General features: G+C 62.9%; 26 protein-coding genes. 12 read left to right on the top strand and 14 right to left on the bottom strand.

Translation table 11 applies throughout. The features are described from left to right. The first annotated feature begins 77 nt into the window (after window positions 1-77). A complete protein-coding gene (locus tag UCMB321_RS13130) occupies window positions 78-1,883 on the top strand; it encodes a sensor domain-containing phosphodiesterase (protein ID WP_245220791.1) in 1,806 nt (601 codons plus the stop codon). A 123-nt stretch (window positions 1,884-2,006) separates the two neighbouring features. Here the strand turns inward: UCMB321_RS13130 and UCMB321_RS13125 are convergent, their stop codons facing one another. Next, window positions 2,007-3,020 carry an aldo/keto reductase gene (locus UCMB321_RS13125; protein WP_040067354.1) on the bottom strand — a complete coding sequence of 338 codons (1,014 nt, stop codon included), beginning with the start codon at window positions 3,018-3,020 and terminating at the stop codon, window positions 2,007-2,009. Continuing rightward, on the bottom strand, window positions 3,017-3,151 hold the full coding sequence (locus tag UCMB321_RS31600) for a hypothetical protein (RefSeq protein WP_280806654.1): 135 nt from the start codon (window positions 3,149-3,151) through the stop codon (window positions 3,017-3,019). The genes UCMB321_RS13125 and UCMB321_RS31600 overlap by 4 nt, the downstream gene beginning before the upstream one ends. Window positions 3,152-3,337: 186 nt before the next feature. On the opposite strand from UCMB321_RS31600, the gene UCMB321_RS13120 reads away from it, so the two are divergent. Next, window positions 3,338-3,571, top strand: coding sequence for a hypothetical protein (locus UCMB321_RS13120; RefSeq protein WP_040067351.1), 234 nt, complete (start codon window positions 3,338-3,340; stop codon window positions 3,569-3,571). A gap of 73 nt (window positions 3,572-3,644) precedes the next feature. Here UCMB321_RS13120 and UCMB321_RS13115 read toward each other — a convergent pair whose 3' ends face one another. Continuing rightward, window positions 3,645-4,958 carry an MFS transporter gene (locus tag UCMB321_RS13115; protein ID WP_040067349.1) on the bottom strand — a complete coding sequence of 438 codons (1,314 nt, stop codon included), beginning with the start codon at window positions 4,956-4,958 and terminating at the stop codon, window positions 3,645-3,647. Window positions 4,959-5,130: 172 nt separating this feature from the next. Here UCMB321_RS13115 and UCMB321_RS13110 point away from each other — a divergent pair, with 172 nt between their 5' ends. From UCMB321_RS13110 to UCMB321_RS13095, 4 genes are all read left to right on the top strand, one after another. Beyond that, a complete protein-coding gene (locus UCMB321_RS13110) occupies window positions 5,131-6,240 on the top strand; it encodes a sugar diacid recognition domain-containing protein (protein ID WP_040067347.1) in 1,110 nt (369 codons plus the stop codon). A gap of 212 nt (window positions 6,241-6,452) precedes the next feature. After that, window positions 6,453-7,613, top strand: coding sequence for a glycerate kinase (locus tag UCMB321_RS13105; RefSeq protein ID WP_040067345.1), 1,161 nt, complete (start codon window positions 6,453-6,455; stop codon window positions 7,611-7,613). 207 nt (window positions 7,614-7,820) lie between these two features. Next, window positions 7,821-8,438: a ParB-like protein gene (locus UCMB321_RS13100; protein ID WP_040067343.1), complete on the top strand. Its 618-nt coding sequence runs from the start codon at window positions 7,821-7,823 to the stop codon at window positions 8,436-8,438. 31 nt (window positions 8,439-8,469) lie between these two features. Further along, window positions 8,470-10,104 carry a SulP family inorganic anion transporter gene (locus UCMB321_RS13095; RefSeq protein WP_167337439.1) on the top strand — a complete coding sequence of 545 codons (1,635 nt, stop codon included), beginning with the start codon at window positions 8,470-8,472 and terminating at the stop codon, window positions 10,102-10,104. Between the two features lie 54 nt (window positions 10,105-10,158). On the opposite strand, the gene pncA is transcribed toward UCMB321_RS13095, so the two are convergent. From pncA to UCMB321_RS13065, 6 genes are all read right to left on the bottom strand, one after another. Further along, complete coding sequence (pncA, locus tag UCMB321_RS13090) at window positions 10,159-10,812, bottom strand: bifunctional nicotinamidase/pyrazinamidase (RefSeq protein ID WP_052451171.1); 654 nt, start codon at window positions 10,810-10,812, stop codon at window positions 10,159-10,161. 97 nt (window positions 10,813-10,909) lie between these two features. Further along, window positions 10,910-11,695 (bottom strand): anti-sigma factor family protein, encoded by a 786-nt coding sequence (locus UCMB321_RS13085; RefSeq protein WP_040067339.1) that lies wholly within the window; start codon window positions 11,693-11,695, stop codon window positions 10,910-10,912. After that, on the bottom strand, window positions 11,692-12,189 hold the full coding sequence (locus UCMB321_RS13080) for an RNA polymerase sigma factor (protein WP_040067336.1): 498 nt from the start codon (window positions 12,187-12,189) through the stop codon (window positions 11,692-11,694). Before UCMB321_RS13080 ends, UCMB321_RS13085 begins: the two co-directional genes overlap by 4 nt. Before the next feature lie 54 nt (window positions 12,190-12,243). Continuing rightward, window positions 12,244-12,786: a tetratricopeptide repeat protein gene (locus tag UCMB321_RS13075; protein WP_040067335.1), complete on the bottom strand. Its 543-nt coding sequence runs from the start codon at window positions 12,784-12,786 to the stop codon at window positions 12,244-12,246. A 228-nt stretch (window positions 12,787-13,014) separates the two neighbouring features. Further along, window positions 13,015-13,494, bottom strand: coding sequence for a nuclear transport factor 2 family protein (locus UCMB321_RS13070; RefSeq protein WP_040067333.1), 480 nt, complete (start codon window positions 13,492-13,494; stop codon window positions 13,015-13,017). 113 nt (window positions 13,495-13,607) lie between these two features. Next, complete coding sequence (locus tag UCMB321_RS13065; RefSeq protein WP_040067331.1) at window positions 13,608-14,171, bottom strand: TetR/AcrR family transcriptional regulator; 564 nt, start codon at window positions 14,169-14,171, stop codon at window positions 13,608-13,610. 210 nt (window positions 14,172-14,381) lie between these two features. Here UCMB321_RS13065 and pssA point away from each other — a divergent pair, with 210 nt between their 5' ends. Next, window positions 14,382-15,725: a CDP-diacylglycerol--serine O-phosphatidyltransferase gene (gene pssA / locus UCMB321_RS13060; RefSeq protein WP_040067329.1), complete on the top strand. Its 1,344-nt coding sequence runs from the start codon at window positions 14,382-14,384 to the stop codon at window positions 15,723-15,725. A 180-nt stretch (window positions 15,726-15,905) separates the two neighbouring features. On the opposite strand, the gene efeO (UCMB321_RS13055) is transcribed toward pssA, so the two are convergent. The 5 genes from efeO (UCMB321_RS13055) to UCMB321_RS13035 all read right to left on the bottom strand — a co-directional run bounded on the left by efeO (UCMB321_RS13055) (window position 15,906) and on the right by UCMB321_RS13035 (window position 20,725). Further along, complete coding sequence (gene efeO, locus UCMB321_RS13055) at window positions 15,906-16,730, bottom strand: iron uptake system protein EfeO (protein WP_040067327.1); 825 nt, start codon at window positions 16,728-16,730, stop codon at window positions 15,906-15,908. Window positions 16,731-16,755: 25 nt separating this feature from the next. Next, window positions 16,756-18,072 (bottom strand): iron uptake transporter deferrochelatase/peroxidase subunit, encoded by a 1,317-nt coding sequence (gene efeB, locus UCMB321_RS13050; RefSeq protein WP_040067325.1) that lies wholly within the window; start codon window positions 18,070-18,072, stop codon window positions 16,756-16,758. 19 nt (window positions 18,073-18,091) lie between these two features. Then, window positions 18,092-19,285: an iron uptake system protein EfeO gene (gene efeO, locus UCMB321_RS13045; protein ID WP_040067323.1), complete on the bottom strand. Its 1,194-nt coding sequence runs from the start codon at window positions 19,283-19,285 to the stop codon at window positions 18,092-18,094. A gap of 8 nt (window positions 19,286-19,293) precedes the next feature. Further along, on the bottom strand, window positions 19,294-20,136 hold the full coding sequence (gene efeU / locus UCMB321_RS13040) for an iron uptake transporter permease EfeU (RefSeq protein ID WP_040067321.1): 843 nt from the start codon (window positions 20,134-20,136) through the stop codon (window positions 19,294-19,296). Window positions 20,137-20,458: 322 nt separating this feature from the next. After that, window positions 20,459-20,725: a DUF2790 domain-containing protein gene (locus UCMB321_RS13035; protein WP_040067318.1), complete on the bottom strand. Its 267-nt coding sequence runs from the start codon at window positions 20,723-20,725 to the stop codon at window positions 20,459-20,461. 419 nt (window positions 20,726-21,144) lie between these two features. On the opposite strand from UCMB321_RS13035, the gene UCMB321_RS13030 reads away from it, so the two are divergent. The 5 genes from UCMB321_RS13030 (at window position 21,145) to UCMB321_RS13010 (ending at window position 24,702) form a co-directional block, all read left to right on the top strand. Beyond that, a complete protein-coding gene (locus tag UCMB321_RS13030) occupies window positions 21,145-21,987 on the top strand; it encodes a transporter substrate-binding protein (protein WP_040067316.1) in 843 nt (280 codons plus the stop codon). Between the two features lie 195 nt (window positions 21,988-22,182). Next, window positions 22,183-22,845 carry an amino acid ABC transporter permease gene (locus UCMB321_RS13025; RefSeq protein ID WP_040067315.1) on the top strand — a complete coding sequence of 221 codons (663 nt, stop codon included), beginning with the start codon at window positions 22,183-22,185 and terminating at the stop codon, window positions 22,843-22,845. A 9-nt stretch (window positions 22,846-22,854) separates the two neighbouring features. Beyond that, complete coding sequence (locus UCMB321_RS13020; protein WP_040067312.1) at window positions 22,855-23,517, top strand: amino acid ABC transporter permease; 663 nt, start codon at window positions 22,855-22,857, stop codon at window positions 23,515-23,517. After that, window positions 23,514-24,290 carry an amino acid ABC transporter ATP-binding protein gene (locus UCMB321_RS13015; RefSeq protein ID WP_040067309.1) on the top strand — a complete coding sequence of 259 codons (777 nt, stop codon included), beginning with the start codon at window positions 23,514-23,516 and terminating at the stop codon, window positions 24,288-24,290. Before UCMB321_RS13020 ends, UCMB321_RS13015 begins: the two co-directional genes overlap by 4 nt. A gap of 22 nt (window positions 24,291-24,312) precedes the next feature. Then, window positions 24,313-24,702: a RidA family protein gene (locus UCMB321_RS13010; RefSeq protein WP_040067306.1), complete on the top strand. Its 390-nt coding sequence runs from the start codon at window positions 24,313-24,315 to the stop codon at window positions 24,700-24,702. The last annotated feature ends 46 nt before the right edge of the window (window positions 24,703-24,748 follow it).

Genomic DNA, 24,748 nt, shown 5'->3' with positions numbered 1-24,748 from the left:
CTCGCGCAATGATTGGCGGCAAAAGGCCATCTTCGCGTGGCCGACTGAACAAGACAGATTGACGACAACGGGTGCTGATGAAAAAACTCACGACAGTCGAGCAGATGTTGTTGCGCGATCGCGAAGAAGAGGAGCGGCTGGCCGCGCTGCATGCCTCCGACCTGATGGACGTGGCCCGCGATGAGTGTTTCGAGCGGGTCTGTCGCTTGGTGGCCTCGCGCTTTCAAGCGCCGGTGGCGATCGTCAGCCTGATTGACAAGGATCGGCAGTGGTTCCTTGCCACCACGGGTTTTTCTGCCGGGGAAGCGCTTGAGCTGGAATCGTCGTTCTGTGCCCACACGGTCCGGCAAAACGGTGTGTTCGTGGTCGACAATGCCCGCCTGGACCCGCGCTTTGCCGACTTTCCCGTGGTCAAGGGTGAGGGGGGCCTGACCTTTTATGCCGGTGCGCCACTGCGCACCGAGAGCGGCTACGCCATCGGCAGCGTCTGCATCCTGGATACGGTCCCGCACCGCCTGACGCCGGACGACCAGACGGCCCTGGAAGATTTCGCGGCGCTGATCATGCAACTGATCGGGCGCCAGCATTTGCTCAAGCGCGTGGATGCGGTCAGCGGCTTGCCCAACCGTACGCAATTTCTTTCCGACCTGCAGGGCTTGATCCAGGCTGACGATAGCCGCAAGCGAGTGCTGGTGACGGTCGATGCCCTGGACACGGATTGGGCGCATCGGTTGACGGTGGCGGAGGGCATGCTGCCCTTTGAAGTGGTGCTGCGGGATATGGCCTCGCGGATCCAGGCGTTCATCGGCACGGGAATCAAGCTCTATCACGTGGCGGTCAAGGGGTTTGCCTTCACGATGCAGATGGACGCCGATGAGGCGCGCGGTTTCCTGCCCCGCCTGGTGGATTGGTTGCGCCGGGCGCCCATCAGCGAGAACCTGCCCATGGTCCCCACGGTCTGCGCGGGGTTGCTGGAGTTCGAGAGTGGCCCGGAAACGGCCCGGGAATTACTGCGCAAGGGCCTGTTCGCCCTGGAGACTGCCCGGCAGAAAGGCCAACCCTATGCCTATTACAACCACCAGGACGATGTTGTCTTTCGCCGCCTCTTCAGCCTGCTGCCGGACATCACCTCGGCCTTGAAGTGCGATGATGTGTTCCTGGTCTATCAACCCCGCTTCTCGTTGCGCGATGGCGCCCATGTCAGTGCCGAGGCGCTGATTCGCTGGAATCATCGGCAACATGGCTTCATCTCGCCCGCGGAGTTCATTCCGATTGTCGAGAAGAGCTCGCTGATCCATTCGGTGACGGATTGGGTGGTCGAGCGGGTCGTGACGTTGATTGCCAGCACGGGTTATGCCCGGGACAAGAAAATATCGCTCAACTTTTCATCCCGGGATTTCTATGGGCGCAACGTGGCCGATGTCATTGCGCAACGCTGTGCGTTCCATGGGGTCGATCCCGCGATGCTCGAGGTTGAAATCACCGAAGGCGAGTGGCTTCGATCCAGTGCCGGGGTGATCGAGCAGCTTCAGCAACTGAGAAACATGGGCATCGATGTGGCCATCGACGATTTCGGCACGGGTTACAGCAACTTCGCTTACCTGCACAAGATCCCGGCCAATATCCTCAAGCTCGACCAGTCGATGATTTTCGATCTGGAGAACAGCGCCCAGCATCAGCGGGTGGCGAAGTCGATCCTCGGGGTGGCCCGGGACCTGGGCTATCGAACGGTGGCCGAGGGGGTGGAAAGTTTCGGCTGCCTGGAAATACTCAAGCATTTCGGCTGTGACGAGGCGCAAGGCTACTTTCTGTCCAGGCCGATCGAAGAGGCGCGCTATTTCCAGCAGGCGGCGCAGGATCGTTTCCCCCTGAAGACGGGCTGACACACCGTGTAGGAGCCGGCTTGCTGGCGATGAACGATAACGCGGTGTACCTGATGCACCGCGTCGCGCCTATCGCCAGCAAGCCGGCTCCTACAGGGTGACCGTGTTCGCCTTGAGACGGAGTTACAGGCAGCGCGGGACGCGTCCGGAGACAAAGTGACTGACGTCGTTGAAACCCGGTGTGGAGGCATGCCCCGGCGTCACCAGGGAATCGACAAAGGCTTCGTCCTCGGCGCTGATCTTCACCGTCAGCGCCTTGGTGTAGCTGTCCCATTGCTCCTCGGTACGCGGGCCGACAATGGCCGAACTGACCGCCGCGTTGTTCAGCACCCAGGCAATGGCGAACTCCACCAGGCCCACGCCGCGTTGCCGGGTATACGCCTGCAACTGCTGGGCAATATGCAATGACTCCACCCGCCATTCGGTCTCCAGGATGCGCTTGTCCTGGCGTCCGGCCCGGCTGTTGGCGTCCGGGGCGACATCCGGGGCGTATTTGCCGCTGAGCACGCCGCGCGCCAGCGGGCTGTAGGGCACCACGCCCAGGCCATAGGCTGCGGCGGCTGTGATCTGCTCGGTCTCGGCCTGGCGGTTGACGATGTTGTACAGCGGCTGGCTGATCACCGGCTTGTCCACCCCGAGGCGCTCGGCCACGCGGATCACTTCGGCAATGCGCCAGCCGCGATAGTTGGACAGGCCCCAATAACGGATCTTGCCCTGGCGCAGCAGGTCGCCGATGGCCGATACCGTGACCTCCAGCGGTGTGCCGTGGTCTTCGCGGTGCAGGTAGTAGATGTCCAGGTAGTCGGTGCCCAGGCGGCCCAGGCTGGCCTCGATGGCATTGAACAGATGCTTGCGGCTCAGGCCGCTGCGGTTGGGCTTGCCGTCCACCGGGCCGAAACCGGCCTTGGTCGCGACGATCCACTCATGGCGATGACGGGCGATGGCTTCGCCGACGATTTCCTCGGAGCGCCCGGCGGTGTAGACGTCCGCGGTGTCGATGAAGTTGATGCCCTGGTCCCAGGCCTTGTCGATGATGCGCAGAGAGGTTTCGGTGTCGGTCTGCTCACCGAACATCATGCTGCCCAGTGTCAGCGCGCTGACTTGCAATCCGGAATGGCCGAGGGTGCGGTAGCTCATGAACGACATCCTTTTTCGTGAAAGAGAAGGTGCTCATCAGATACCAGAACGCCTTGGTTGAGCAATCCCTCAATCAGTTCGGCGATATCCGACAGCCTTGTTATGCAAATCTCTGCAAAATTCTCACTCATTCAGGCACCTGCCGGCGATGTCACACCGTGCTGGCGGCGGTTTGACCGTTCGTCGGAACTGTCAATTCTGACAGGTTGTTACGGAAGCTCGGGCTAGAGTCATATATAGCCGAGAGACCCGCTTGTCCGGTGGGTACGGTTGTAAAGGCCATCAGGACATAACCCCGTTCAATATGGAGAGACATGATGCTTAATTCGAAACGTCTGAAAGCCTTGGCCATGGCGATCGTTGTGGCTCAGGCGGGCGTGGTCCCGATGGTGATGGCACAGGCGCAGGTGGCGCCGACGACCCAGACCCAGAAGGTCACTGCCGAAAAGGCCGACATGCAGCTTGCCATGAAGAAAAAGCACAAGAAGCACAAGCACCACAAGAAAGCCATGAGCGCGATTCAAAACGTGAGTGCGACTGCCACCGCCTGACTTCATTCATTGGGGGATACGGGCCCGAGGGGCGACAGCGATGTCGATCCTCGGGTTTTTTGTTGCGCGGGGTTCAAGCCGCCCGCAAGGTGCGGGTCATGCGCAGGGCCAGCAGGCTGCCGGCGACGATCACGGCGGCGAGTACATACAGGGCGGCATCGGTGGAGCCGCTGGCATCCTTGATCCAGCCCACCAGATAGGGGCTGAGGAAGCCGGCCATCTGGCCCATGGAGTTGATCAGCGCCAGGCCACCGGCAGCCGCGCCGGCGCTGAGCAGGGCGGTGGGCACCGGCCAGAACATCGGCAGGCCGGTGAGGGCGCCCATGGTCGCGATGCTCAGGCCGAGAATGGCAATGGCCGGCGATGTGGCGAAGTTGACCGCGATCAGCAGGCCGATGGCGCCCATCAGCATCGGTACCACCAGGTGCCAGCGCCGCTCCTTGCGCAGGTCGGCGGAGCGCCCCACCAGCAACATGAACAGCGCCGCCAGCAGGTAGGGAATCGCACTGAGCCAGCCGATCACCAGGTTGTCGGCAAAGCCCAGGTTCTTGATGATCGACGGCAACCAGAAGTTGATGGCGTAGACGCCGCTCTGGATACAGAAGTAGATCAGGCCGAACGCCCAGATGGCCGGGTTCTTGAACACTTCCCCCAGCGAGTCGCTGACGGTTTTCGGCTTGTTGGCGGCATCGAAGGCCTGGTCGGCTTCCAGCACGTCGCGTTCCTCGGCGGTCAGCCACTTGGCATTGGCGAATTTGTCCGCCAGCAGGAAGAACGCCGCGATACCCAGGGTAACGGTGGGGATGCCCTGCAACAGGAACATCCACTGCCAGCCGGCGAGGCCGCCCTGGCCCGCGGCAAAGTGGGTGAGGATCCAGCCGGAGAAGGGGCTGCCCAGCAGGCCCGAGACCGGGATCGCCGACATGAACAGGGCCATGATCCGTCCGCGGCGAAAGCTCGGGAACCACTGCGAGAGGTACAGCACCACACCGGGGAAGAAGCCGGCTTCGGCAGCCCCGGTGAACAGGCGCAGGGTGTAGAACTGGGTCGGCGTGCTGACGAACAACAGGCAGGTGGAGAGCACCCCCCAGGTGACCATCATCAGGGCGATCCAGCGCCGCGGACCGAAGCGGTTCAACGCCAGGTTGCTCGGCACGCCGCACAGCACGTAGCCGATGAAGAAGATCCCGGCCCCGAGGCCGTAGACGGTTTCACTGAATTTCAACGCATCGAGCATCTGCAGCTTGGCGAATCCAACATTGACCCGGTCGAGGTAGTTGAACAGGTAACAGATGAAGATGAAGGGAATCAGGCGCAGGGTGATGCGCTTGTATACGGCGTCTTTCAAGTCAGCGGTGGCCTGGGATAACGCGGCGCTCTGTGACATGGCGGTCTCTCTTTATTATGATTTTTTGCGATGCAAGGGTAACGTTGATCGCCCTGTGAGTCTCGGTCACCCCAGGCTTGCTGTCTTTGTGCTGGTGCACAGGCTTTGCCGGTGTACCCTGTGCTGACGAACAAACCCTTGCCGACCCACCCGAACCAAGGACACCACCGCTATGTTCGAACTGGACCATGACCTGGCGCAGGATATCGTCGACCGGACGATGGCCATTCTGCCGTACAACGTCAATGTCATGGACAGCCAGGGCCTGATCCTGGGCAGTGGCGAGCCGGAGCGGATCAATACCCGCCATGAGGGCGCGCAACTGGTGCTGGCCAACGGCAGGGTGGTGGCGATCGATGAGCAGGCGGCCAGGTGCCTGAAGGGCGTGCAGCCGGGGATCAACCTGCCGCTGTTGCACGACGAGCGCCTGATCGGCGTGCTGGGTATTACCGGTGAGCCGGAGCAACTGCGCACTTATGCCGAACTGGTGCGCATGACCGCCGAAATGCTGGTGGGCCAGCGCCATCAGCAGGCCGAACAGCAATGGCGGCGCCAGCGTTGCGACGATCTGCTGGCGTTGTTGCTCAGTGACGAGGGCGATTCGCCACGGCTGATCGACGAGGCCCGGCAAATGGGGCTCAAGCCGCAATTGTCACGGATTCCCTACCTGTTCGAGCTGGACCCGGGCCAGAGTGCCGAAGCCTTGATGACCTGGTTGCAGTCGCGTTATCCCGACAGCTGGTGCGTGAGCGCGTCCACCGCCTCGCTGCTGTGGTGCCGCCCGGCGACGCTGATCCTGGATGATCAACGCCTGCTGGAAAAGCTCGACAGCCTGGGCTGGAAGATCGCGCGGGTTGCAGTGGGCGGGCAGGCCGAGGGTCTGCAGGGTTTGCGCCGTTGCTATCGACGGGTCGGTGACTTGCTGGCCTATGGTCGCGAGGTCTTGCCCCACTGTCGCCTGCTGCTCCTCAATCGCTATCGCTTGCCGGTGATGCTCTGGCGGCATCGCAGCGACGACGCGCTGGAGGAGTTGCTCAAGCCGTTGCGCAAGGTGATCGCCAAGGACGCCAATGGCCAGTTGCTCGCCACGTTGCGCAGTTGGTGTGAGCATGATGGTCAGAGCCAGACTTGTGCCGAGGCGTTGGGGATTCACCGCAACAGCCTGCGTTACCGGATGGAGCGGATCGCCGAGATCAGCGGGGTCGACCCGTTGCGTCTCGATGGGATGCTGTACTTGTACCTGGGGGTGCAATTGCTGCCCTACAACGAATCGCCCCTGTAGGAGCCAGCTTGCTGGCGATGAGGCCCTTGAGTCTTGCATCGTCCTTGCGGCCGTCATCGCCAGCAAGCTGGCTCCTACAGGAGATCGTGCCGGTCTCGGCGGCGGATTTGTAGGAATGAACAATAAAGCCCAGCCGGGCTTGTGCAGCAGACTGGCGTCATTCCCTGTTCCAACTGGCAGCATGGACGCCACAAGAACTGGAGATCGTCCCCATGAAAATCATCATCGCCCCCGATTCGTTCAAGGACAGCCTCAGCGCCGAAGGCGTGGCCCAGGCGATTGCCGAAGGTCTGGCGAGGGTCCTGCCCGAGGCGCGGTTGATCCAATGCCCGATGGCCGACGGTGGCGAGGGGACGGTGGCGGCGGTGTTGGCGGCGTGCAACGGCGAGCTGCGCAGCGAGCGCGTGCGCGGTCCCCTGGGCACCCCGGTGGACGCCCATTGGGGCTGGCTGCCCGCCACCGCCACGGCGATCATCGAGATGGCCGAGGCCAGTGGCTTGCAACTGGTCCCCACCGGCCAGCGCGATGCCTGCATCACCAGCACCTTTGGCACCGGCGAGTTGATCCGCGCGGCCCTGGATGCCGGTGCGCGGCGCATCATCCTGGCTATTGGCGGCAGTGCCACCAACGATGCCGGTGCCGGTGCCTTGCAGGCCCTGGGTGTAGGGCTGTTCGATGCCCGGGGGCAGGTCGTGCAGGCCGGCGGACTGGCCCTGGCCGGGGTGGCGCGGGTGACGCTCGACGGTGTCGACCCGCGTCTGGCCCAGGTGCGTTTCGAGATTGCCGCCGATGTGAACAACCCCTTGTGCGGCGAGCAGGGCGCCTCGGCGATCTTCGGCCCGCAGAAGGGCGCGACGCCGGCCCAGGTACGTGAATTGGATGCGGCCCTTGGGCATTTTGCCGATCTCTGTGCACAGGTGCTGGGCCAGGACGTGCGTGACGAACCGGGCAGCGGTGCGGCGGGAGGCCTGGGCTTCGCCGCCAAGGCCTTCCTTGGTGCACGCTTTCGCCCCGGCGTGGAGGTGGTGGCGGAACTGGTGGGCCTGGCCGATGCGGTGCGCGGCGCCGACCTGGTGATAACCGGCGAAGGCCGCTTCGATGCCCAGACCTTGCGCGGCAAGACCCCGTTCGGCGTGGCGCGGATCGCCCGGGAGCAGGGCGTGCCGGTGATCGTGCTGGCGGGGACCCTCGGCGAAGGCTATGAGCAGATGTATGAGCATGGGGTCGATGCGGCCTTTGCCCTGGTGTCCGGGCCCATGAGCCTGGAGCAGGCCTGTCGTGAGGCGCCACGCTTGCTGAGTGCGCGGGCCGGGGACATTGCCCGGGTCTGGAAGCTGGCGGCAGGCTCACGGACCGAACGCGATCCCTTGTAGGAGCCAGCTTGCTGGCGATGGGGACCTTGAGGTTTGCATCGACTGTCAGGACGCCATCGCCGGCAAGCCGGCTCCTACAGGTTTCGCGATGTTTTCCGGATCCGGCGTTCTCATGAAGAATGACATTGCGCAGTGTCTACTCGGGCCATTCAGGGCTAAGCTTGCGATCAGTCCAAGGTTCCGGACTTTTCTGCCAGGAGATGTTCAATGGCCCGTGCCCGCCCGCAATTGATCAGCGCAAAGCTTGCAAAACTGCACCCCACCCAAGTCACCGTCGGCCTGCAAGAGGTCGCCCTCAAGCAGGCCCAGTGGCAGAAACTCAAGCGCAAGGAGCGCGAAGCCGCCCTCGATAATCACTGGTTTCCCTGCGTCCTGGGGCCTGAAGGTCGTCACTACATTGTCGACCATCATCACTTCGGCCTGGCCCTGATGCACGAAGAGGTGAAGACCGTTTCGCTGGTGCTGCTCAAGGACCTCTCGTTCGTCGAGCCCGACAGCTTCTGGACCATCATGGATTTCCACCAGTGGGTCCATCCCTACGATGCCAAGGGTATTCGCCGTGGTTACGACAAGGTGCCCGAGCAGATCGGCGACCTGCAGGACGATCCTTACCGCAGTCTGGCGGGGGCCTTGCGCCGGGCCGGTGGCTTTGCCAAGGACGTCACGCCCTTCAGCGAGTTTCTCTGGGCCGACTTCTTCCGCACGCGCATTCCCAGCAACGAACTCGGCGCGTCGTTCGAGCAGGTGCGCAAGACCGCTCTGAAACTGGCCCGCAGCCAGGCCGCGCGTTATCTGCCGGGTTGGAGTGGTCCGATCGATGCCTGAGCCGTCCGTAGTGCAAACCCCGACACCTGCCATGGAAACCAAGCGCGGCTGGGCGGACCTGGTCGCCGGGTTGTCGATTGCCGGTCTGCTGTTGCCCGAAGCCGTCGCCTATTCGAGTATCGCCAACCTACCGCCCCAGGCCGGGGTCATCGCGCTCTTCGCCGGGCTGCTGTGCTACGGCCTGTTCGGTACCAGCCGCTATGCCATCGTGTCTGCTACCTCGTCGTCGGCCGCGGTGTTGGCAGCGGCCACGGTCTCGGTGGCCGGTCCCGACCTGGCGCTGCGCCTGACCATGGCCATCGGCCTGGTGCTGATCACCGGCCTGATGTTCCTGCTCGCCGGCTTGTTCAAGCTGGGCAGCGTCACTTCCTTCATTGCCAAGCCGGTGTTGCGTGGCTTTGCCTTCGGCCTGGCGGTGACCATCATCCTCAAGCAGGTCGCGAGCATCGTCGATGTGCATCCCAGCCACAGCGACCTGATTCGCTTCGTCCCCGAATTGCTCGGCCAGTTGCCGAGCTGGAACTGGGCTGGTGCGGCGGTGGCGGCCGTGGCCCTGCTGCTGCTCTCGGTCATGGGACGCTTCCGGCGCCTGCCGGGCGGGTTGCTGGTGGTGATGCTCGGCGTCGCCGCCGGCAAGTGGCTGGACCTGCCCGGCCACGGCGTCAGCCTGATCGGCGTGATCGACTTGCAACTGGCGGTGCCGTCGCTGCCGAACCTGATGTTCTCCGAATGGCTGAAGCTGGTGGAGCTGGGCTTTGCCATGGTGTTGATTCTCTATGCGGAGTCCTACGGCTCCATCAGCGCCTTTGCCCTCAAGCATGGTGACCGGGTGAACTCCAACCGCGACCTGCTGGTGCTGGGCGGTGCCAACCTGCTGTCCGGGCTGTTCCATGGCATGCCCGCCGGTGCCGGCTACTCCGCGACCTCGGCGAACGAGGCGGCCGGCGCCTCCTCACGTCTGGCCGGCGTGGTGGCGGCGTTGGTGGTGCTGGTGATCGTGCTGACCCTGTTGCCGCTGATCGCCCTGACGCCGGAGCCGGTGCTGGCGGCCATCGTGATTCACGCCTTGACCCGGGCCCTGAGTCTGGAGCCCCTGCATCGCTACTTCGTCTGGCGACGGGACCGCTTCCTGGCGATCTGCGCGGTGGCCGCGGTGCTGCTGCTTGGGGTGCTGGACGGTTTGCTGGCGGCGGTGGCGATCAGTCTGATGCTGATGTTGCGGCAAATGTCCTCGGCGTCCATCCAGGTGCTGGGGCATATTGCCGACGGCCATGATTTCGTCGATTGCCAGTTGCATCCCCAGGCACGGGAGGTGCCCGGGCTGCTGATCGTGCGTCCGGGCGAGCCGCTGTTTTTCGCCAATGCCGAACGCATCCTCGGCAGCGTCTCGCGGCAGGTTCGCCAGCAAGGTCCGGCGGTGCATTCGGTGATCCTCAGCCTGGAAGAGTCGCCGGACCTCGACGGCACCAGCCTGGAAGCCTTGCAGGACTTTTTCGTGCGCTTCCAGGCCGAGGGCAAGCGCCTGTTGCTCGCCCGTTTGAAGCAGGGGGCGTACCAGGCCTTGCAGACGCTACGGGCCGAGACACTGGCGCAGGTGACACTCAGTGACTTGAGTGTGTATGCGGTGGTGCAGCAGGTCAATCAACCCCAGGACACGACGGGCTGATTCGGGTGGGGCAGGTGCTCCCCGCGCGAAAGCGCGGGGGGCTTGGCAGCGTGTTCAGTTCGCCAGGGCCTGCGAGTTCATGAGCTTCACCCCGGCGGCTTCCATCTCGCCCAGCGCGCGTTGCAGTGAACCGTCCAGGTCGATGGCCCGGCAGGCGTCGACGATCAGGGCGGTGCTGAAACCCGCCGCCCGGGCATCCAGCGCCGACCAGGCGACGCAGTAGTCCAGCGCCAGGCCGACCAGATAGACCGTATCGATACCACGCTCCTTAAGGTAGCCGGTAAGTCCGGTGGGTGTGCGCCGATCAGCTTCGACGAAGGCCGAATAGCTGTCGATGTCGCGGTTACAGCCCTTGCGCACGATCAGTTGGGCATGGGGCAGGTCCAGGTCCGCATGCAGCTGCGCCCCGTGGCTGCCTTGTATGCAGTGGTCCGGCCAGAGGGTTTGCGCGCCATAGGGCAGTTGCACGCTGTCGAAGGGCGCATGGCCCGGATGACTGCTGGCGAACGAGGCGTGGCCGGTGGGATGCCAGTCCTGGGCGATGACCACGTTGCGAAAGTGGGTCGCCAGTCGGTTGATCAGCGGCACGATCTCGTCACCGCCCCGGACCGCCAGTTGGCCGCCGGGGATGAAGTCATTCTGCACATCGATCACGATCAGAGCGCAACGCGGATCGTTCAGGGGCGGCAGGTTGAGAGACGGGGACATGGGACCTCCTTGGAAATTGAACTCGACCTCGCAGAGTCTAGTCGTTCCGCCCGCAGCGGGCAGCCTCCCCGACGGTAGGTGGTTGGCAGCTCCCGGTTCAGCTGGCGAAACGCTGTCTGAGCAGGTCGGCCATGTCGTTCAGCTCGGCCACCGGGTTGCGTCCGATCAACATGTAGGCGTAGACCGGTCCGGACCAGAACACCACGTTCATGCCATGTCGCACTTCCTGGGCGAGGGCCCTGGTGCCGGTTTTCGAGCGGGTAATGCACAACGCCAGCGGCCCGTGCCGGGGGTCCAGATAGTTGATCTGGGCAATCGGTATCTGCTCGTACTCCAGCATCTGTGCACGCTTGAGTTGTGCAACCGGCAGTTGCACCTGGGCAGGTTCGAGCGTCAGGCCCAGGCGCTGCTGGACACCTTGCAGCTGTGCCCGGTGAGCGTCCTCGTCGCCGGGCAGGTTCTCCAGGGTCTGCACCGTGTAGAGGGCCATATAGTCGGCCACCAGCCCGCGCCAGCTGATTTCGCTCGACGGTGCGGGTGTGCGCCAGACCTGGAACAGGTGGTCTGCGGCAATCCCCGCAACCATGAAACTGGCGGCCACGGCGAGGAAGCCGCGCCGGCTCACGGACGTAGGTGCCGTTGCTTTCGGCAGGGCGTCAAGCATCGCCTCCAGTCGGGCCCGGGGTGCCTGTTCGAGCTGTTCGCCATAGGCCTCCCGGAACGGCAGGTCACTGCGCAGCAACCACTCGAGACGCTCGGCTACGGCTTCGTCACGGGCAATGGCGGCTTCGATCCGGCCGCGCTCCTCGACGTCCACTTCGTTGTCGAGAAAGGCCACCAGCTGTTCATCCGTAGGGCTGTAGTGCGAAAGCTGGTCGGTCATCGCCGTTCTCCGCTGTTTGAACTGGGCACTGCACGCAGGGGCGGATGTTCCGCCAGTTTCACGCGCGCGGCGGCCAGTCGGCTCATGACCGTACCGATGGGCACGTCGAGAACCTGGGCCACTTCCTTGTAGGAAAGACCTTCGACATAGGCGAGAAACACCGTTTCCCGCTGGGCGTCGGGCAGGGCATCGACGCGCCGGATCACCTGGGCGGCCAGTACATGCGTCTGCACCGCCTGTTCGCCATCGAAGCTCAGGGTTTCGTCGGCATCGACCAGGCCCTGGCCCCGGCGCACCCGCTGGGCGCGCATTTCATTGAGCCAGATCGAATGCAGGATGCTCAGCAGCCAGCGATCCATGCGCGTGCCCGAGACGAACTGTTCGCCTCGCTCCAGGGCGCGGACACAGGTGGCCTGCACCAGGTCTTCGGCGATATGTCGCTGGCGGGACAACACCAGCCCGTAACGCCACAGGCGTGGCAGGTGCTGGCCCAACTCGGTGCGTATTTCCTTGTCGCTGGCGATGGCAACCTCCGCCCGTAACGGTGATCAGCTTTGGGTCGGGTGCGCGATAGCGTCGGCCAGGTCTTCATATTCCTCGCACCCGGTGCCGCAGAGCGACTTGATGGTCTGCAGTTGCACCTGGGCGAGGTCCATGCGGCCTTTGATCACGTAGGCTTCGCCCAGGTATTCGCGTACCTGGGCGTAGTTCGGATCCAGCTCCACGGCCTGTAGATAGTAGCCGATGCCTTCATCGGTACGACCCAGTTTACGCGTGGCGTAGCCGCGATAGTTGAGGGCCTTGGCGGTATGGGGCTGCTTGAGGGTGTCGAGCAGGTCCAGGGCCTCCTGATAGCGCCCGTCCTTGGCCAGGCGATAGGCGTAGTCGGTGCGGTCTTCGTCGGGCGTCAGGCTGCTGGTATACGGGATGCAGGCTTTCTTGGCCTTGTTCCAGACCTGGCCCTTGGGGCAGGAGGGTGGCATGGACTCGGCTTTTTCGCCCGAAGCGAATGCCGGCGTGCTCAACAGGGCCCCGGCCAGGCAACTGGCAATCAGGAAGGGAACCGCGAAGGTGGCTTTATACAGGCTCATCGTTAATGCTCCGGTGTCTGCAGGGTAGTAAACGCTCGAGTGGCGGGTTTTATTCGCCGCTGTTGAAAGTTATTTCCGACGGCCTGGCGCAAGGCAGTCGTGATGGCTGCTGTGGATTGAACACCCGGCGTTCGGCATTTATTCATGCCTGCAAAAAAAATCGCCCGTCGGGCGATTTTTTTGCAGCGGTGATCATTCCCACCGAGGCGGGAATGATCGGGCGATGAGTTACAGCCCCAGGTCCGAGAGGCCCGGGTGATCGTCCGGACGACGGCCCAGCGGCCAGTGGAATTTGCGCTCCGAGGCCTTGATCGGCATGTCGTTGATGCAGGCGTGCCGGTTGGACATCAGGCCGTTCTCGTCGAACTCCCAGTTTTCGTTGCCATAGGAGCGGAACCAGTTGCCCGAATCGTCATGCCACTCATAGGCGTAACGCACGGCGATGCGGTTGTCGGTAAAGGCCCAGAGTTCCTTGATCAAGCGGTAATCCAGTTCCTTGGCCCATTTGCGGGTCAGGAAAGCCTTGGCCTCTTCACGGTTGTGGGCGAACTCGGCGCGATTACGCCATTGGGTGTCCAGGGTGTAGGCCAGGGACACGCGCTCCGGGTCGCGGGAGTTCCAGCCGTCTTCGGCCAGGCGGATCTTCTGGATCGCCGATTCACGGGTGAAGGGGGGAAGTGGCGGGCGAGCGTCAGCGTCAGATGACATGGCAATGTCTCCAATTGAGTAGGGTTCAGACAAGTTGTCGTGCTTGGGTCAAGCGGTCGCGGGCCCGCCCGCCAATCGCTCATCCCGGGCGTATTGGCGATTCGGGGCGCGACTCAGAGCGCCAATAACGTTCGCGCCATGCATTGCGCATTATCGGCTGCACCGGGGTCGCCCATGACCAGTGCGACGGTAATGGCGCCGTCGATCAGGATCAGCAACTGTCGGCCAGTTGCCTGCGGATCGTCGATGCCATGTGCTTCACAGAGCTCGACCACATAGTCGAGCAACTTCTGCTTATGTTCCTTGGCCAGTTGGCGCACCGGGTCCTGGGGATCGCCGGTTTCGCCGGCGGTATTGATAAAGGCGCAGCCGCGAAAGCCCTCGCTGGCGAACCAGTCGCCCAGCACGCTGAACAGGGCGAGCAGGCGCGCGCCGGAACTGCCGGCCTTGTCGACTTCGCCGCGATACCACTGCATCCAGCGGATATCCCGGCGGCGCAAGGCTTCCAGGGTCAATTCGTCCTTGGTGCCGAAGTACTTGTAGAGGCTTTTGCGCGCCACACCGGAGGTGCGCACCAGAAGATCGATGCCGGTGGCATGGATGCCACTTTGATAGATCAACTGCTCGGCGGTATCCAGCAGGTTTTCCCGGGTCTGATTCGGAGTGATTTCGTTCATGGGAAAGAGAGTAGAACGATCGTTCTCCATGGTCAATCGACTTGCCGAAATAAATCCATGAAGGGCGACAGGGGGAAAGGTGGGGGAGGACTCGGGAACAATTCCACAACCGCCGTCGGGGTTGGCGGCAAAGCCCTCTTCGAAGGCGCGTTCCAGGGCCGCGCATGGTGTAGACTTGGCGATCCTTCGCATTCGACCCTAGCGAGCCCTATGCCGTCGCTCTTCAAACGCTCCCTGTTGCCCAAACTGCGCAGCTTCCCGCTGGCTGCCGAGGCCTTGACCATCCTGCCTTCGGCTGCCGAGTTCCGGCGTTGCCTGCTGGAGAAGATCGCCGGTGCACGGCAGCGCATCACGCTGGTGGCGTTGTACCTGCAGGCAGACGAAGCCGGCCAGGAAATCCTCGATGCCCTGCATGCGGCCAAGTCGGCCCGCCCGGAACTGGAAATCGTCGTGGTGGTGGACTGGCTGCGGGCCCAGCGCGGCCTGATCGGGGCCGGCAAGCAACCGGGCAACAGTGCCTGGTACCAGGCGCAAACCCGCGACCACAGTACTGAAGTGCCGATCTACGGGGTGCCGGTGCAGACCCGCGAGTTGTTCGGCGTGCTGCACCTCAAGGGTTTCGTGATCGATGATTGCGTGATCTACAGCGGCGCCAGCCTGAACAACGTCTACCTGCACAAGTTCGACAAGTACCGTTTCGACCGCTATCACCTGCTGCACAACGCCGCCTTGGCCGACTCGATGCAGGAGCTGGTGCGCAACGAATTGCTGGCGTCCCGGGCGGTGCGTCGTCTTGACCTGCCGGAGCTGCCCACGACCCGCAGCCTGCGCGGCGACATCGGCAATTTGCGCAGCCGCCTGAAGCGGGCCAACTATGACACCACGGCCGGCAGCGAGCCGACCTTCGGCCTGTCGGTCAGTCCGGTGATGGGCTTGGGCAAGAACAACCCGCTGAACCGCCTGGTCTGCGAACTGATCGCCTCCAGCCAGCAGCAACTGACCATCTGCACGCCGTATTTCAATTTGCCGCTGGCGGTGACCCGGGAAATCAACCGGGCGCTGGAGCGTGGGGTGAAGATCGACATCATTGTTGGCGACAAGACCGCCAACGATTTCTACATCCCGCCGAGCCAGCCGTTCAAGGTCATCGCCGCCTTGCCCTATCTCTACGAGATCAGCCTGCGGCGTTTTGCCAAGGGCCATCAGGCGGTGATCGACAGCGGGCAGTTGAACCTGCACCTGTGGCGTGACGGGGACAACACCTATCACCTCAAGGGCATGTGGATCGACGAGCGCTATACCTTGCTGACGGGGAACAACCTCAACCCGCGGGCGTTCCGGCTGGATCTGGAGAATGCCCTGCTGATCGACGATCCGCGTCGCGAGCTGCTGGAAGCGCGGGCGAAGGAGTTGGCGCTGATCATGGAAAACACCCGGCGGATCGACAGCTTCAGGAGCCTGGAGACCCTGGTGGATTATCCGGAAGCGGTGGGCAAGTTCCTGCGGCGGGTCAGTCGGGTACGGATCGAGCGGTTGTTGTATCGGATGTTGTGAGGCGGGGGATGGGGCAGAGGGGAGTGCAGGGAGACCGCGTTATCGTTCATCGCCAGCAAGCCGGCTCCCACGAATTGGCGCACGTCGCAAGGTATCGCCGAGCCCAGATCCTGTGGGAGCCGGCTTGCCGGCGATGAGGTCATCCCGGGCGATATCGATCCCCCGGGATGACCACCGGCCTTAGTTCAGGCCCAGCTTGCCACGCAGGGTCGACAGGTCTTCGGCCAGGGTCGTGACCGGACCCACCAGGGCCTTGCGATCGGCGTCCTTGATCTTGTCATAGGTTTCGAAACCGCCATCCTGGGTCTTGTACTTGGCCAGGATCTTGTCCACGGTGGCGAAGTTCTTGTCCACTTTGGCGGTGAAAGCCTTGTCCTGCTTCTCGATCTGCGGACGGAACAGGTCGACGATCTTCTTCGCGCCGTCGATGTTGCCCTGGAAGTCATACAGGTCGGTGTGGCTGTAGCGGTCTTCTTCACCGGCGATCTTGGTGGCGGCCACTTCTTCCAGCAGCGTGGCGGCACCGCCCACTACTTTCTCTGGCGGGAAGGTCAGGCCGGCCACGCGGGCCTGCAGGTCCTTGACGTCCTTGTTCAGGCCATCGGCCAGTTCACCCAGGCCATCGGTGGTGTTTTCCGAGAACAGACTGTATTCGAGACGGTGGAAGCCGGTGAAGTCTTCGGCCTTCACGCCTTTTTCATGGTCGTTGACGCGGGAGTCGATGGCGCCGTCCAGGTCATTGAACAGTTCGGCGATCGGCTCGATCTTCTCGTAATGCACACGCGTCGGTGCGTAGAGCTTCTTGGCGGTGGCCAGGTCGCCTTTCTTCACGGCTGCGGTGAACTGCTCGGTCTTGCTGGCCAGTTCATCGAGTTCCGCGGTCACATAGATCTTGTAGTCGGACACCGGGCCCACCAGATCCAGCGGCGCGGTGGCCGCAAAAGCCGAAAGCGGTGCGTGGAACAGGCCAAGGGCCAACAACAAAGCAAGAGGCGACTTCTTCATGGGATGTTTCCTGGTGAGTTAAGGGTCAAGCAGTGGTTTTTTGTTTGGCAGCCGAAAGCAGCGAGCGACCGATGAAGTCCTGATCGCCGGTGACACCTGGCAAGGTGAAGAAATAGCCGCCGCCGATAGGCTTGAGGTATTCCTCCAGGGGCTCGCCGTTGAGCCGGGTTTGCACGGCGATGAAGCCTTGTGACAGGTCCGACTGGTAGCAGATGAACAGCAGGCCCATCTCCAGCTGGCCGTTCTTGCTCACGCCATTGGAGTAGTTGAAGGGGCGACGCAGGATCAGGTTGCGCTGGGTTTCGGCGGTGCGCGGGTTGGCCAGGCGGATATGGGCATCGAGCTTGGTCAGCTTGCCTTCAGGATCCTTGCTGTAGTCGGGAACCTGGGTTTCCTTCTCGCCGCCCATGGGCGCGCCGGTGCTCTTGACCCGGCCGATGATGCTTTGCTGTTCCTGCAGGGGCGTGCGGTCCCAGCGCTCCACCAGGTTGCGGATGATCCGCACCGCCTGGTAGCTGCCGGCCACGGCCCAGGCCGGTTCATTGGCTCCGGGCTGGACCCAGACGATACGGTCCATGGCGCTGGCATCGTTGGAGTCCGGGTTGGCCGAACCGTCACGGAAACCGAGGAAGTTGCGTGCGCTCTGGGCCGGTTCTCCGGCCTTGGCCGGTGCCTGGGGCGGCACCGTGCCTTCCTGTTTCCAGCGCACCAGCAGCAGGTCCGGGGTGTTCTTGACGATGTCGCGCAGGGCGTGGATGTTGGTGTCCGGGGTGTTGGAGCAGAACTGGATGCTCAGGTCGCCGTGGCACAGCTCCGGCTGCAGGGCGTCGTTGGGGAAACCGACCATGCGGATCAGGTGCCTGGGCTTGACCGCGGCCAGGCCGTAACGCTCGTCGAACAGCGACTCGCCCACCGCGACGGTGATGGTCAGGTTGTCCGGGGTGACCACCGGGCCGAGAATCCCGGAGTCCAGGGGTGGCAGTTTTTCATCGACCTGTTTCACCGCGCCGCCGCTCATGAGGAACGCGATGCGCTTGTTCAGGGTGCGGAACAGGCGTTCGAGTTCCTCGCTGTCACTGGCCAGGACGTCGAAGGAGACGATCATGCCGGCGGCCGGGCGCGGGGTGACGATCCCGGTCTGGTGCTTGCCGTGGAAGTCGTGGCGGTCCTGAGTCTTGTCGCTGCTCGGGGCTTCGGTGACCTGGGCCTGCGCCTGGCTGGCGGCCATGGCCGGGCAGCTCAGGGCGCTACCGGCCAGGGCGGCGCCGGCCACCCCCATGCCCAGCAGGACGCGACGGCGTTGGGCGGAAAATTCGGCGTTGTGGTGTTCTGAATCGCTCATGTTCGTATCGTCTGCTTGTTTACAGGCCGGAAAGGCCGAGGGCGGGGTCGATTCCATCGAGTGCATCGGCCAGGGCCTTGGCCTTGTCGCTGATCTGCTGGCGTTGCGCGGCACTGACGGTGTCGTAGGTGAGATAGCCGTTGGCGCTGCGCAGGCCGTTGAATTCGGCGTCCAGGGCCACGGTGGCGTTGTCGATCTTCGCCAGCAGGTCGCCGGACGACTTGGCCAGCAGCGGCCGCAGCAGATCGATCACCTTTTGCGCGGCCTGCAGGTTGGCGGCGAAACCGTCCAGGTCGACGTGGCTGTAGCGCTCTTCCTCGCCACTGCCGGCCCGGGTCTCGGCCATGCCGCGCAGGCTACGGATGACGCTGCTCACCCACTGTTCCGGCGGCAGCGACTGGGCCAGCAATTGCTGTTTGAGGTTGATGACATCGGCTTGCAGGCGTTGGGCGACCGGCACCAGGCCGTCGAGGTCGCGCTGCCGGAACAGGCCGTATTCGATGCGGTGGAAGCCACCGAAGCCCGGGTCCTGTTCGCGTTGTTCGTAATAGTCGGCGCGGGCGTTGATGGCGTTGTCCAGTTCGGCGAAACGCTGGGCGGCCGGGGCCAGGCGCTGATAGGCGGCACGGGCCGGTGCATAGAGCGCCTGAGCCTGGGTCAGGTCACCGGCGGCCAGCGCCTGCTCCAGCGCATCGACCGCCTTGATCAGCGCGTTGCCCTGGCTGCTCAGGTACACCCGGAATTCCGACAGCGGACCGATAAACGCAGTCATCGAAGGGCGTGCCTTGGCTGCTGCCTCGGAGGCCGCTGTGGGCGTCACGTGCAAGCTGCCGCGCGGGTTGCTCAGCAGCCCACAGGTGATGGTGTAGTCGCCGGGCATCAGGTTGGCGTTGATCACCTGGCTCAGGCCCGGGGCGATGTTCTCGCGCTCCTCGACCACCAGCACGCCGTCGAGGATTTCCCACTCGACCGCGCGTTGCGAACTGTTGAGGATGCGGAAACTGTTCGGCCCGGCCGGTACAGTCAGGGCATTCGGCTCACAGCCGTGGGCCTGGATGGTCACGGTGATTTCGTTGTGATGGGCCTGGCGCTTGCTCGCGGCCAACTGCGAGGCGTAATAGAACAGCCCGCCGGCCGCGATCATCACGATCACCGAGCCGGCTACCGCCCAGCGCAGGGCCTGGGGCGGTTTGCCAGTTGCAGGGTTGGACATGGGTAACCTTAAGGGTTGGGAACGGAAGAAGTGTGCTTGGGCGCGGGTGTCGCCGCCGGCATGAAGAACAGCACCAGGGTGACTGCCAGGTACAGCAGGTAGGCACCCAGGACGCTGACCGTGGGCGCATCCTGGTAGCCGAACATGCCGGCCAGCAGCGAGCCCGCCGGGCCGTCCATCGGCAGCGTGGCGCTGATGTCGAAGACCACCGCCTGCAGGTGGTTCCACAGGCCGGCTTCATGCAGGGCCCGGACCGAGTTGGCGAGGATGCCGGCGGCGACCAGCAGGATGAACAGGCCGGTCCAGCGGAAGAACAGGCCCAGGTTCAGGCGCATGCTGCCGCTGTAGAGGGCGAAACCGAGGAAAATCGCCAGGACCAGGCCGAGCAGGGCGCCGATGGGCGCGCCCGGACCTTCGCTCTGCTGGAACACCGCCAGCAGGAAGAACACGGTTTCCAGGCCTTCGCGGGCCACGGCGAAAAACACCATGGCGATCAGTGCCCAGACCTGGTGCGTGGAACCGGCGAGCGCCTGGTCGAGGGATTCATGCAGGGCGTGCTTGATGGAGCGGGCGACCTTGCGCATCCAGAACACCATTGAGCTGAGGATGCCGACGGCGATCAGCCCGACGATGCCTTCGAAGAGTTCCTGCTGCTTCTGCGGGAACTCGGCACTCATCAGCTCCAGGCCGCCGCCGACCAGCAGGGCGAGGGCGGCGGCGAGGAACACGCCGATCCACACGGCGGGCATCCACTGGCCCCGGCCAGTCTGCTTGAGGTAACTGGCGATAATGCCAACGATAAGCGCGGCTTCAATGCCTTCGCGCAGCATGATCAGGAAGGGAACCAGCATTCGGCAACGCACCACTGTTAGAGAAGATGGTAATTTGTAACATAATGAGACTCATTACTAAACAGGTTTGATTGACAATTGCTGAATGAGGGCTGAAAAGGCGGGGGTGTTGACGGCGGGGGGACTGCGCTCGGATGAGGGGTTGGCGCTGCTTTTCGGGCTATTTCTAGGGGGCGATGCGGTTACTGTGGGAGCTGGCTTGTCGGGACGCCGCATCGCAGCGATAAGGCCCTTGAGCCTTGCTGTGTCCTTGCGGACGCCATCGCCAGCAAGCCGGCTCCTACAGGTGTAGCGGTGTGTTCAGGATCTCGTCTTGTCGGCATCAGTTGTTGTAGTTGCAGGCATCCGACAGCTTGAGGTAGGTGATGTCCTCGGGCTTGCCGGCGGTATCGATGAACTTCATGTCGGCGGTGACCACTTTGCAGACATGGGTCGGTTGCTCGGTCATCGAGGTGACCTTGGCGATGTTCAGCTGCATGCCGTAATGATAAGGCACGGGCTGGGCGGTTCCGCTAGTGTCGGCCAGGGCCATGCCGGTAAAGGCCGAGAGGGCCAGGGCGCCGGTTATCAGCAGGGGACGTAGGTTCATGGTGTTTCTCCGAAGCAGGCTTGAGGTTTCAGCCCGCGCTACGAGGGCGCTGGGCATGCCGCGGAGGGCGTCAGGGGAAATCTGCGCGAGCGCGGTCGATTTCACTTTCCATGTGCTGGATTAATCCTGAGTTAAGTGTAGGACTCTTATTAGCTTGCTAACGTAATCAGCCCCGAAATCACCCACCCTCGCACCGCCTTGGGGCCTTCCCACCCATACCCGCGTGGCCTTCCGTAGCACGGTGCTGCGCTACCTCCCGCGACACCGTTTTTTCTGAAAAATCTATCTCTTTGATTTTCCTAAAATTTAAAATCCTGATCTGCGTGCGCTGAATCCTGTGGCACACTTTCTGCTGTCTATTCCGTTGTTACATACCAAGTTCCGCTATAGCGGAATACACACCATCGGAGTGCAACGTCATGCAGCGTGGACTTTCCTTGTTTAAGGCCTGTGTTTTTCTTCTGGCGGCTTCGGCGGCGGTCGCCGCGCAAGCAGCGGACAGCAAGCTCGATAGCGTGCTCAAGCGCGGTCACCTGGTCGTCGGCACCGGCAGCACCAACGCGCCGTGGCACTTCCAGGGCGCCGACGGCAAGTTGCAGGGTTTCGATATCGATATCGGCGGCATGATCGCCAAGGGGCTATTCAACGACCCGAGCAAAGTCGAGTACGTGGTGCAGTCTTCCGATGCACGGATTCCCAACCTGCTGACCGACAAGGTCGATATCAGCTGCCAGTTCATCACCGTGACCGCCAGCCGTGCCCAGCAAGTCGCCTTCACCTTGCCGTACTACCGCGAAGGCGTGGCGCTGCTGTTGCCGGCCAATAGCAAATACAAGGAAATCGACAGCCTGCGCGCCGCCGGTGACGGCGTCACCGTTGCCGTGCTGCAGAACGTGTACGCCGAGGAGCTGGTGCACCAGGCGCTGCCCAAGGCCAAGGTCGACCAGTACGACAGCGTCGACCTGATGTACCAGGCCATGAGCACCGGCCGTGCCGATGCCGCCGCCACCGATCAATCCTCGGTCAAGTACCTGATGGTGCAGAAACCCGGTATGTACCGCAGCCCGGCCTTCGCCTGGAGCCCGCAGACTTATGCCTGCGCGGTCAAGCGCGGCGACCAGGACTGGCTGAACTTCGTCAACACCGCCTTGCATGAGTCCATGACCGGCGTCGAGTTCCCGACCTATGCGGCGTCCTTCAAGAAGTGGTTCGGCGTAGACCTGCCGTCCCCGGAAATCGGTTTCCCCGTCGAATTCAAGTGAAAACTACTGCGGGCTGGGCGCCAGAGGCGTTACGCACGAAATACTGCGTTGAAAAGAAACTCGAAATGCTCATTGACTAAAGTCAACTCCGCTTTCTCGCTTCTTTTCGCCTTGTCTTTCCTTCGCTCGCTACGTTTCCAATGAAATGCTGGGCAGGGCGCCGAATACGGCGCCCCGTCGAAGGTACCGCGAACCATGAACTATCAGATGAACTTTGCCGCCGTCTGGCGCGATTTCGACACCTTGCTGGCGGGGCTGGCCCTGGGCTTGGAACTGGCCCTGGTGTCCATCGCCATCGGCTGCGTGATCGGCCTGATGATGGCGTTTGCCTTGCTGAGCAAGCATCGCGCACTACGGGCGCTGGCCTCGGTGTATGTGACGGTGATCCGTAACACGCCGATCCTGGTGTTGATCCTGTTGATCTACTTCGCCATGCCAAGCCTGGGCATCCGGCTGGACAAGATCCCCTCGTTCATCATCACCCTGTCGCTGTATGCCGGGGCCTACCTGACCGAGGTGTTCCGCGCCGGCCTCTTGAGTATTCCCAAGGGCCAGCGCGAAGCCGGGTTGGCCATCGGCCTGGGCGAATGGCAGGTGCGGGCCTACGTCACCGTGCCGGTGATGTTGCGCAACGTGCTGCCGGCGCTGTCCAACAACTTCATTTCCCTGTTCAAGGACACCTCCCTGGCGGCGGCCATCGCCGTGCCGGAGCTGACCTATCACGCCCGCAAGATCAACGTGGAAAGCTATCGGGTGATCGAAACCTGGATGGTCACCACCGCACTCTATGTGGCGGCCTGTTACCTCATTGCCCTGATGCTGCGCCACCTCGAGCAGCGCCTGGCGATTCGCCGATAGGAGGCACGCATGTACGAATCGCAAAGTTGCTGGCATGAGTTGTGGGTCGCCCGGGAAACCCTCTGGGAGGGCTTCCAGACCAGCGTCGCCTGTTCGGTCCTGGCGATTATCTGCGGCACCCTGATCGGGATTGTCGCCGGCCTGGTGCTGACCTACGGCAAGTTCTGGATGCGCCTGCCGTTTCGCCTGTATGTCGACCTGATCCGTGGCACCCCGGTGTTCGTGCTGGTGCTCGCCTGTTTCTACATGGCCCCGGCCCTGGGTTGGCAGATCAGCGCTTTCCAGGCCGGTGTCCTGGGCCTGACGCTGTTCTGTGGCTCCCACGTGGCGGAGATCGTGCGTGGCGCGCTGCAAGCCATTCCCCGTGGCCAGATGGAAGCGAGCAAGGCCATCGGCCTGACCTTTCACCAGGCCCTGGGCTATGTGCTGTTGCCCCAGGCGTTGCGGCAGATCCTGCCGACCTGGGTCAATTCGTCCACCGAAATCGTCAAGGCCTCGACCCTGCTCTCGGTGATCGGGGTCGCCGAGCTGCTGCTCAGCACCCAGCAGGTGATCGCCCGGACCTTCATGACCCTGGAGTTCTACCTGTTCGCCGGTTTGTTGTTCTTCATCATCAACTACTCGATCGAGTTGCTCGGTCGGCATATCGAAAAGCGGGTGGCCTTGCCATGACGACTGATTCCCAAGCACTGCTCAGCATTCGCGGGCTGCACAAACAATACGGCCAGCTCGAAGTGCTCAAGGGCGTCGACCTGGACATGCAGCGCGGCAACGTGGTCACGCTGATCGGCTCCAGCGGCTCGGGCAAGACCACGCTGCTGCGCTGCGTGAACCTGCTGGAAGAATTCCAGGGCGGCCAGATCACCCTGGACGGCGAGTCCATCGGCTACAGCGAAGTGAACGGCAGGCGCGTGCGCCATCCGGAAAAAGTCATCGCCCAGCACCGGGCCATGACCGGCATGGCGTTCCAGCAGTTCAACCTGTTTCCCCACCTCACGGCCCTGCAGAACGTCACCCTGGGCCTGTTGAAGGTCAAGAAGCTGCCCAAGGACCAGGCCGTGGCGCTGGCGGAGAAATGGCTGGAGCGCGTGGGCCTGCTGGAGCGGCGCAATCATTTTCCGGGGCAGTTGTCCGGTGGCCAGCAGCAGCGGGTTGCCATTGCCCGGGCCATTGCGATGAACCCGAGCCTGATGCTGTTCGACGAAGTGACCTCGGCCCTCGACCCCGAACTGGTGGGCGAGGTGCTGGCGGTGATCAAGGGCCTGGCGGAAGAGGGCATGACCATGTTGCTGGTCACCCACGAGATGCGCTTTGCCTTTGAAGTCTCGGACAAGATCGTTTTCATGAACCAGGGGCGTATTGAAGAACAGGGACCACCCAAACAACTGTTCGAACGCCCGCAGTCGCCGCGTCTCGCGGAATTTCTGAAAAACACCCGTTTTTGACTTTTTACCCAAGGAGAAACCCATGAGCATTACTCGTTACGGCACCGGCAGCACCGCGGGTGGCGGTCAGCCTCGTCCTTTCGCCCGTGCCGTCGAAGCCGATGGCTGGCTGCATGTGTCCGGCCAGGTACCGGCACTGGATGGCGAAATCATCGGCGGTGGCATCGTCGAGCAGACTCACCAGGCCATGAGGAACCTGATCGCGATTCTCGAAGAGGCCGGTTATGGCCTGAAGGATGTGGTGCGCGCCGGTGTCTGGCTGGAGGACCCACGGGATTTCTGGAGCTTCAACAAGGTATTTTCCGAGTACTTCCATCCCGAGCACGCCCCGGCACGGGCCTGTGTCCAGGCGAACATGATGGTCGACTGCAAGGTCGAGATCGATTGCATCGCGTACAAGAAGAAGGCCTGACGGTCGGCGTTCCGACAAGCCCGTACACATCAATCTGGGTAAACTT

Origin of the sequence: Pseudomonas batumici, assembly GCF_000820515.1 — a bacterium.
Classification (GTDB): domain Bacteria; phylum Pseudomonadota; class Gammaproteobacteria; order Pseudomonadales; family Pseudomonadaceae; genus Aquipseudomonas; species Aquipseudomonas batumici.
The sequence above is the reverse complement of the archived record's forward strand: the minus strand, read 5'-3'. Positions and strand labels throughout refer to the sequence as shown.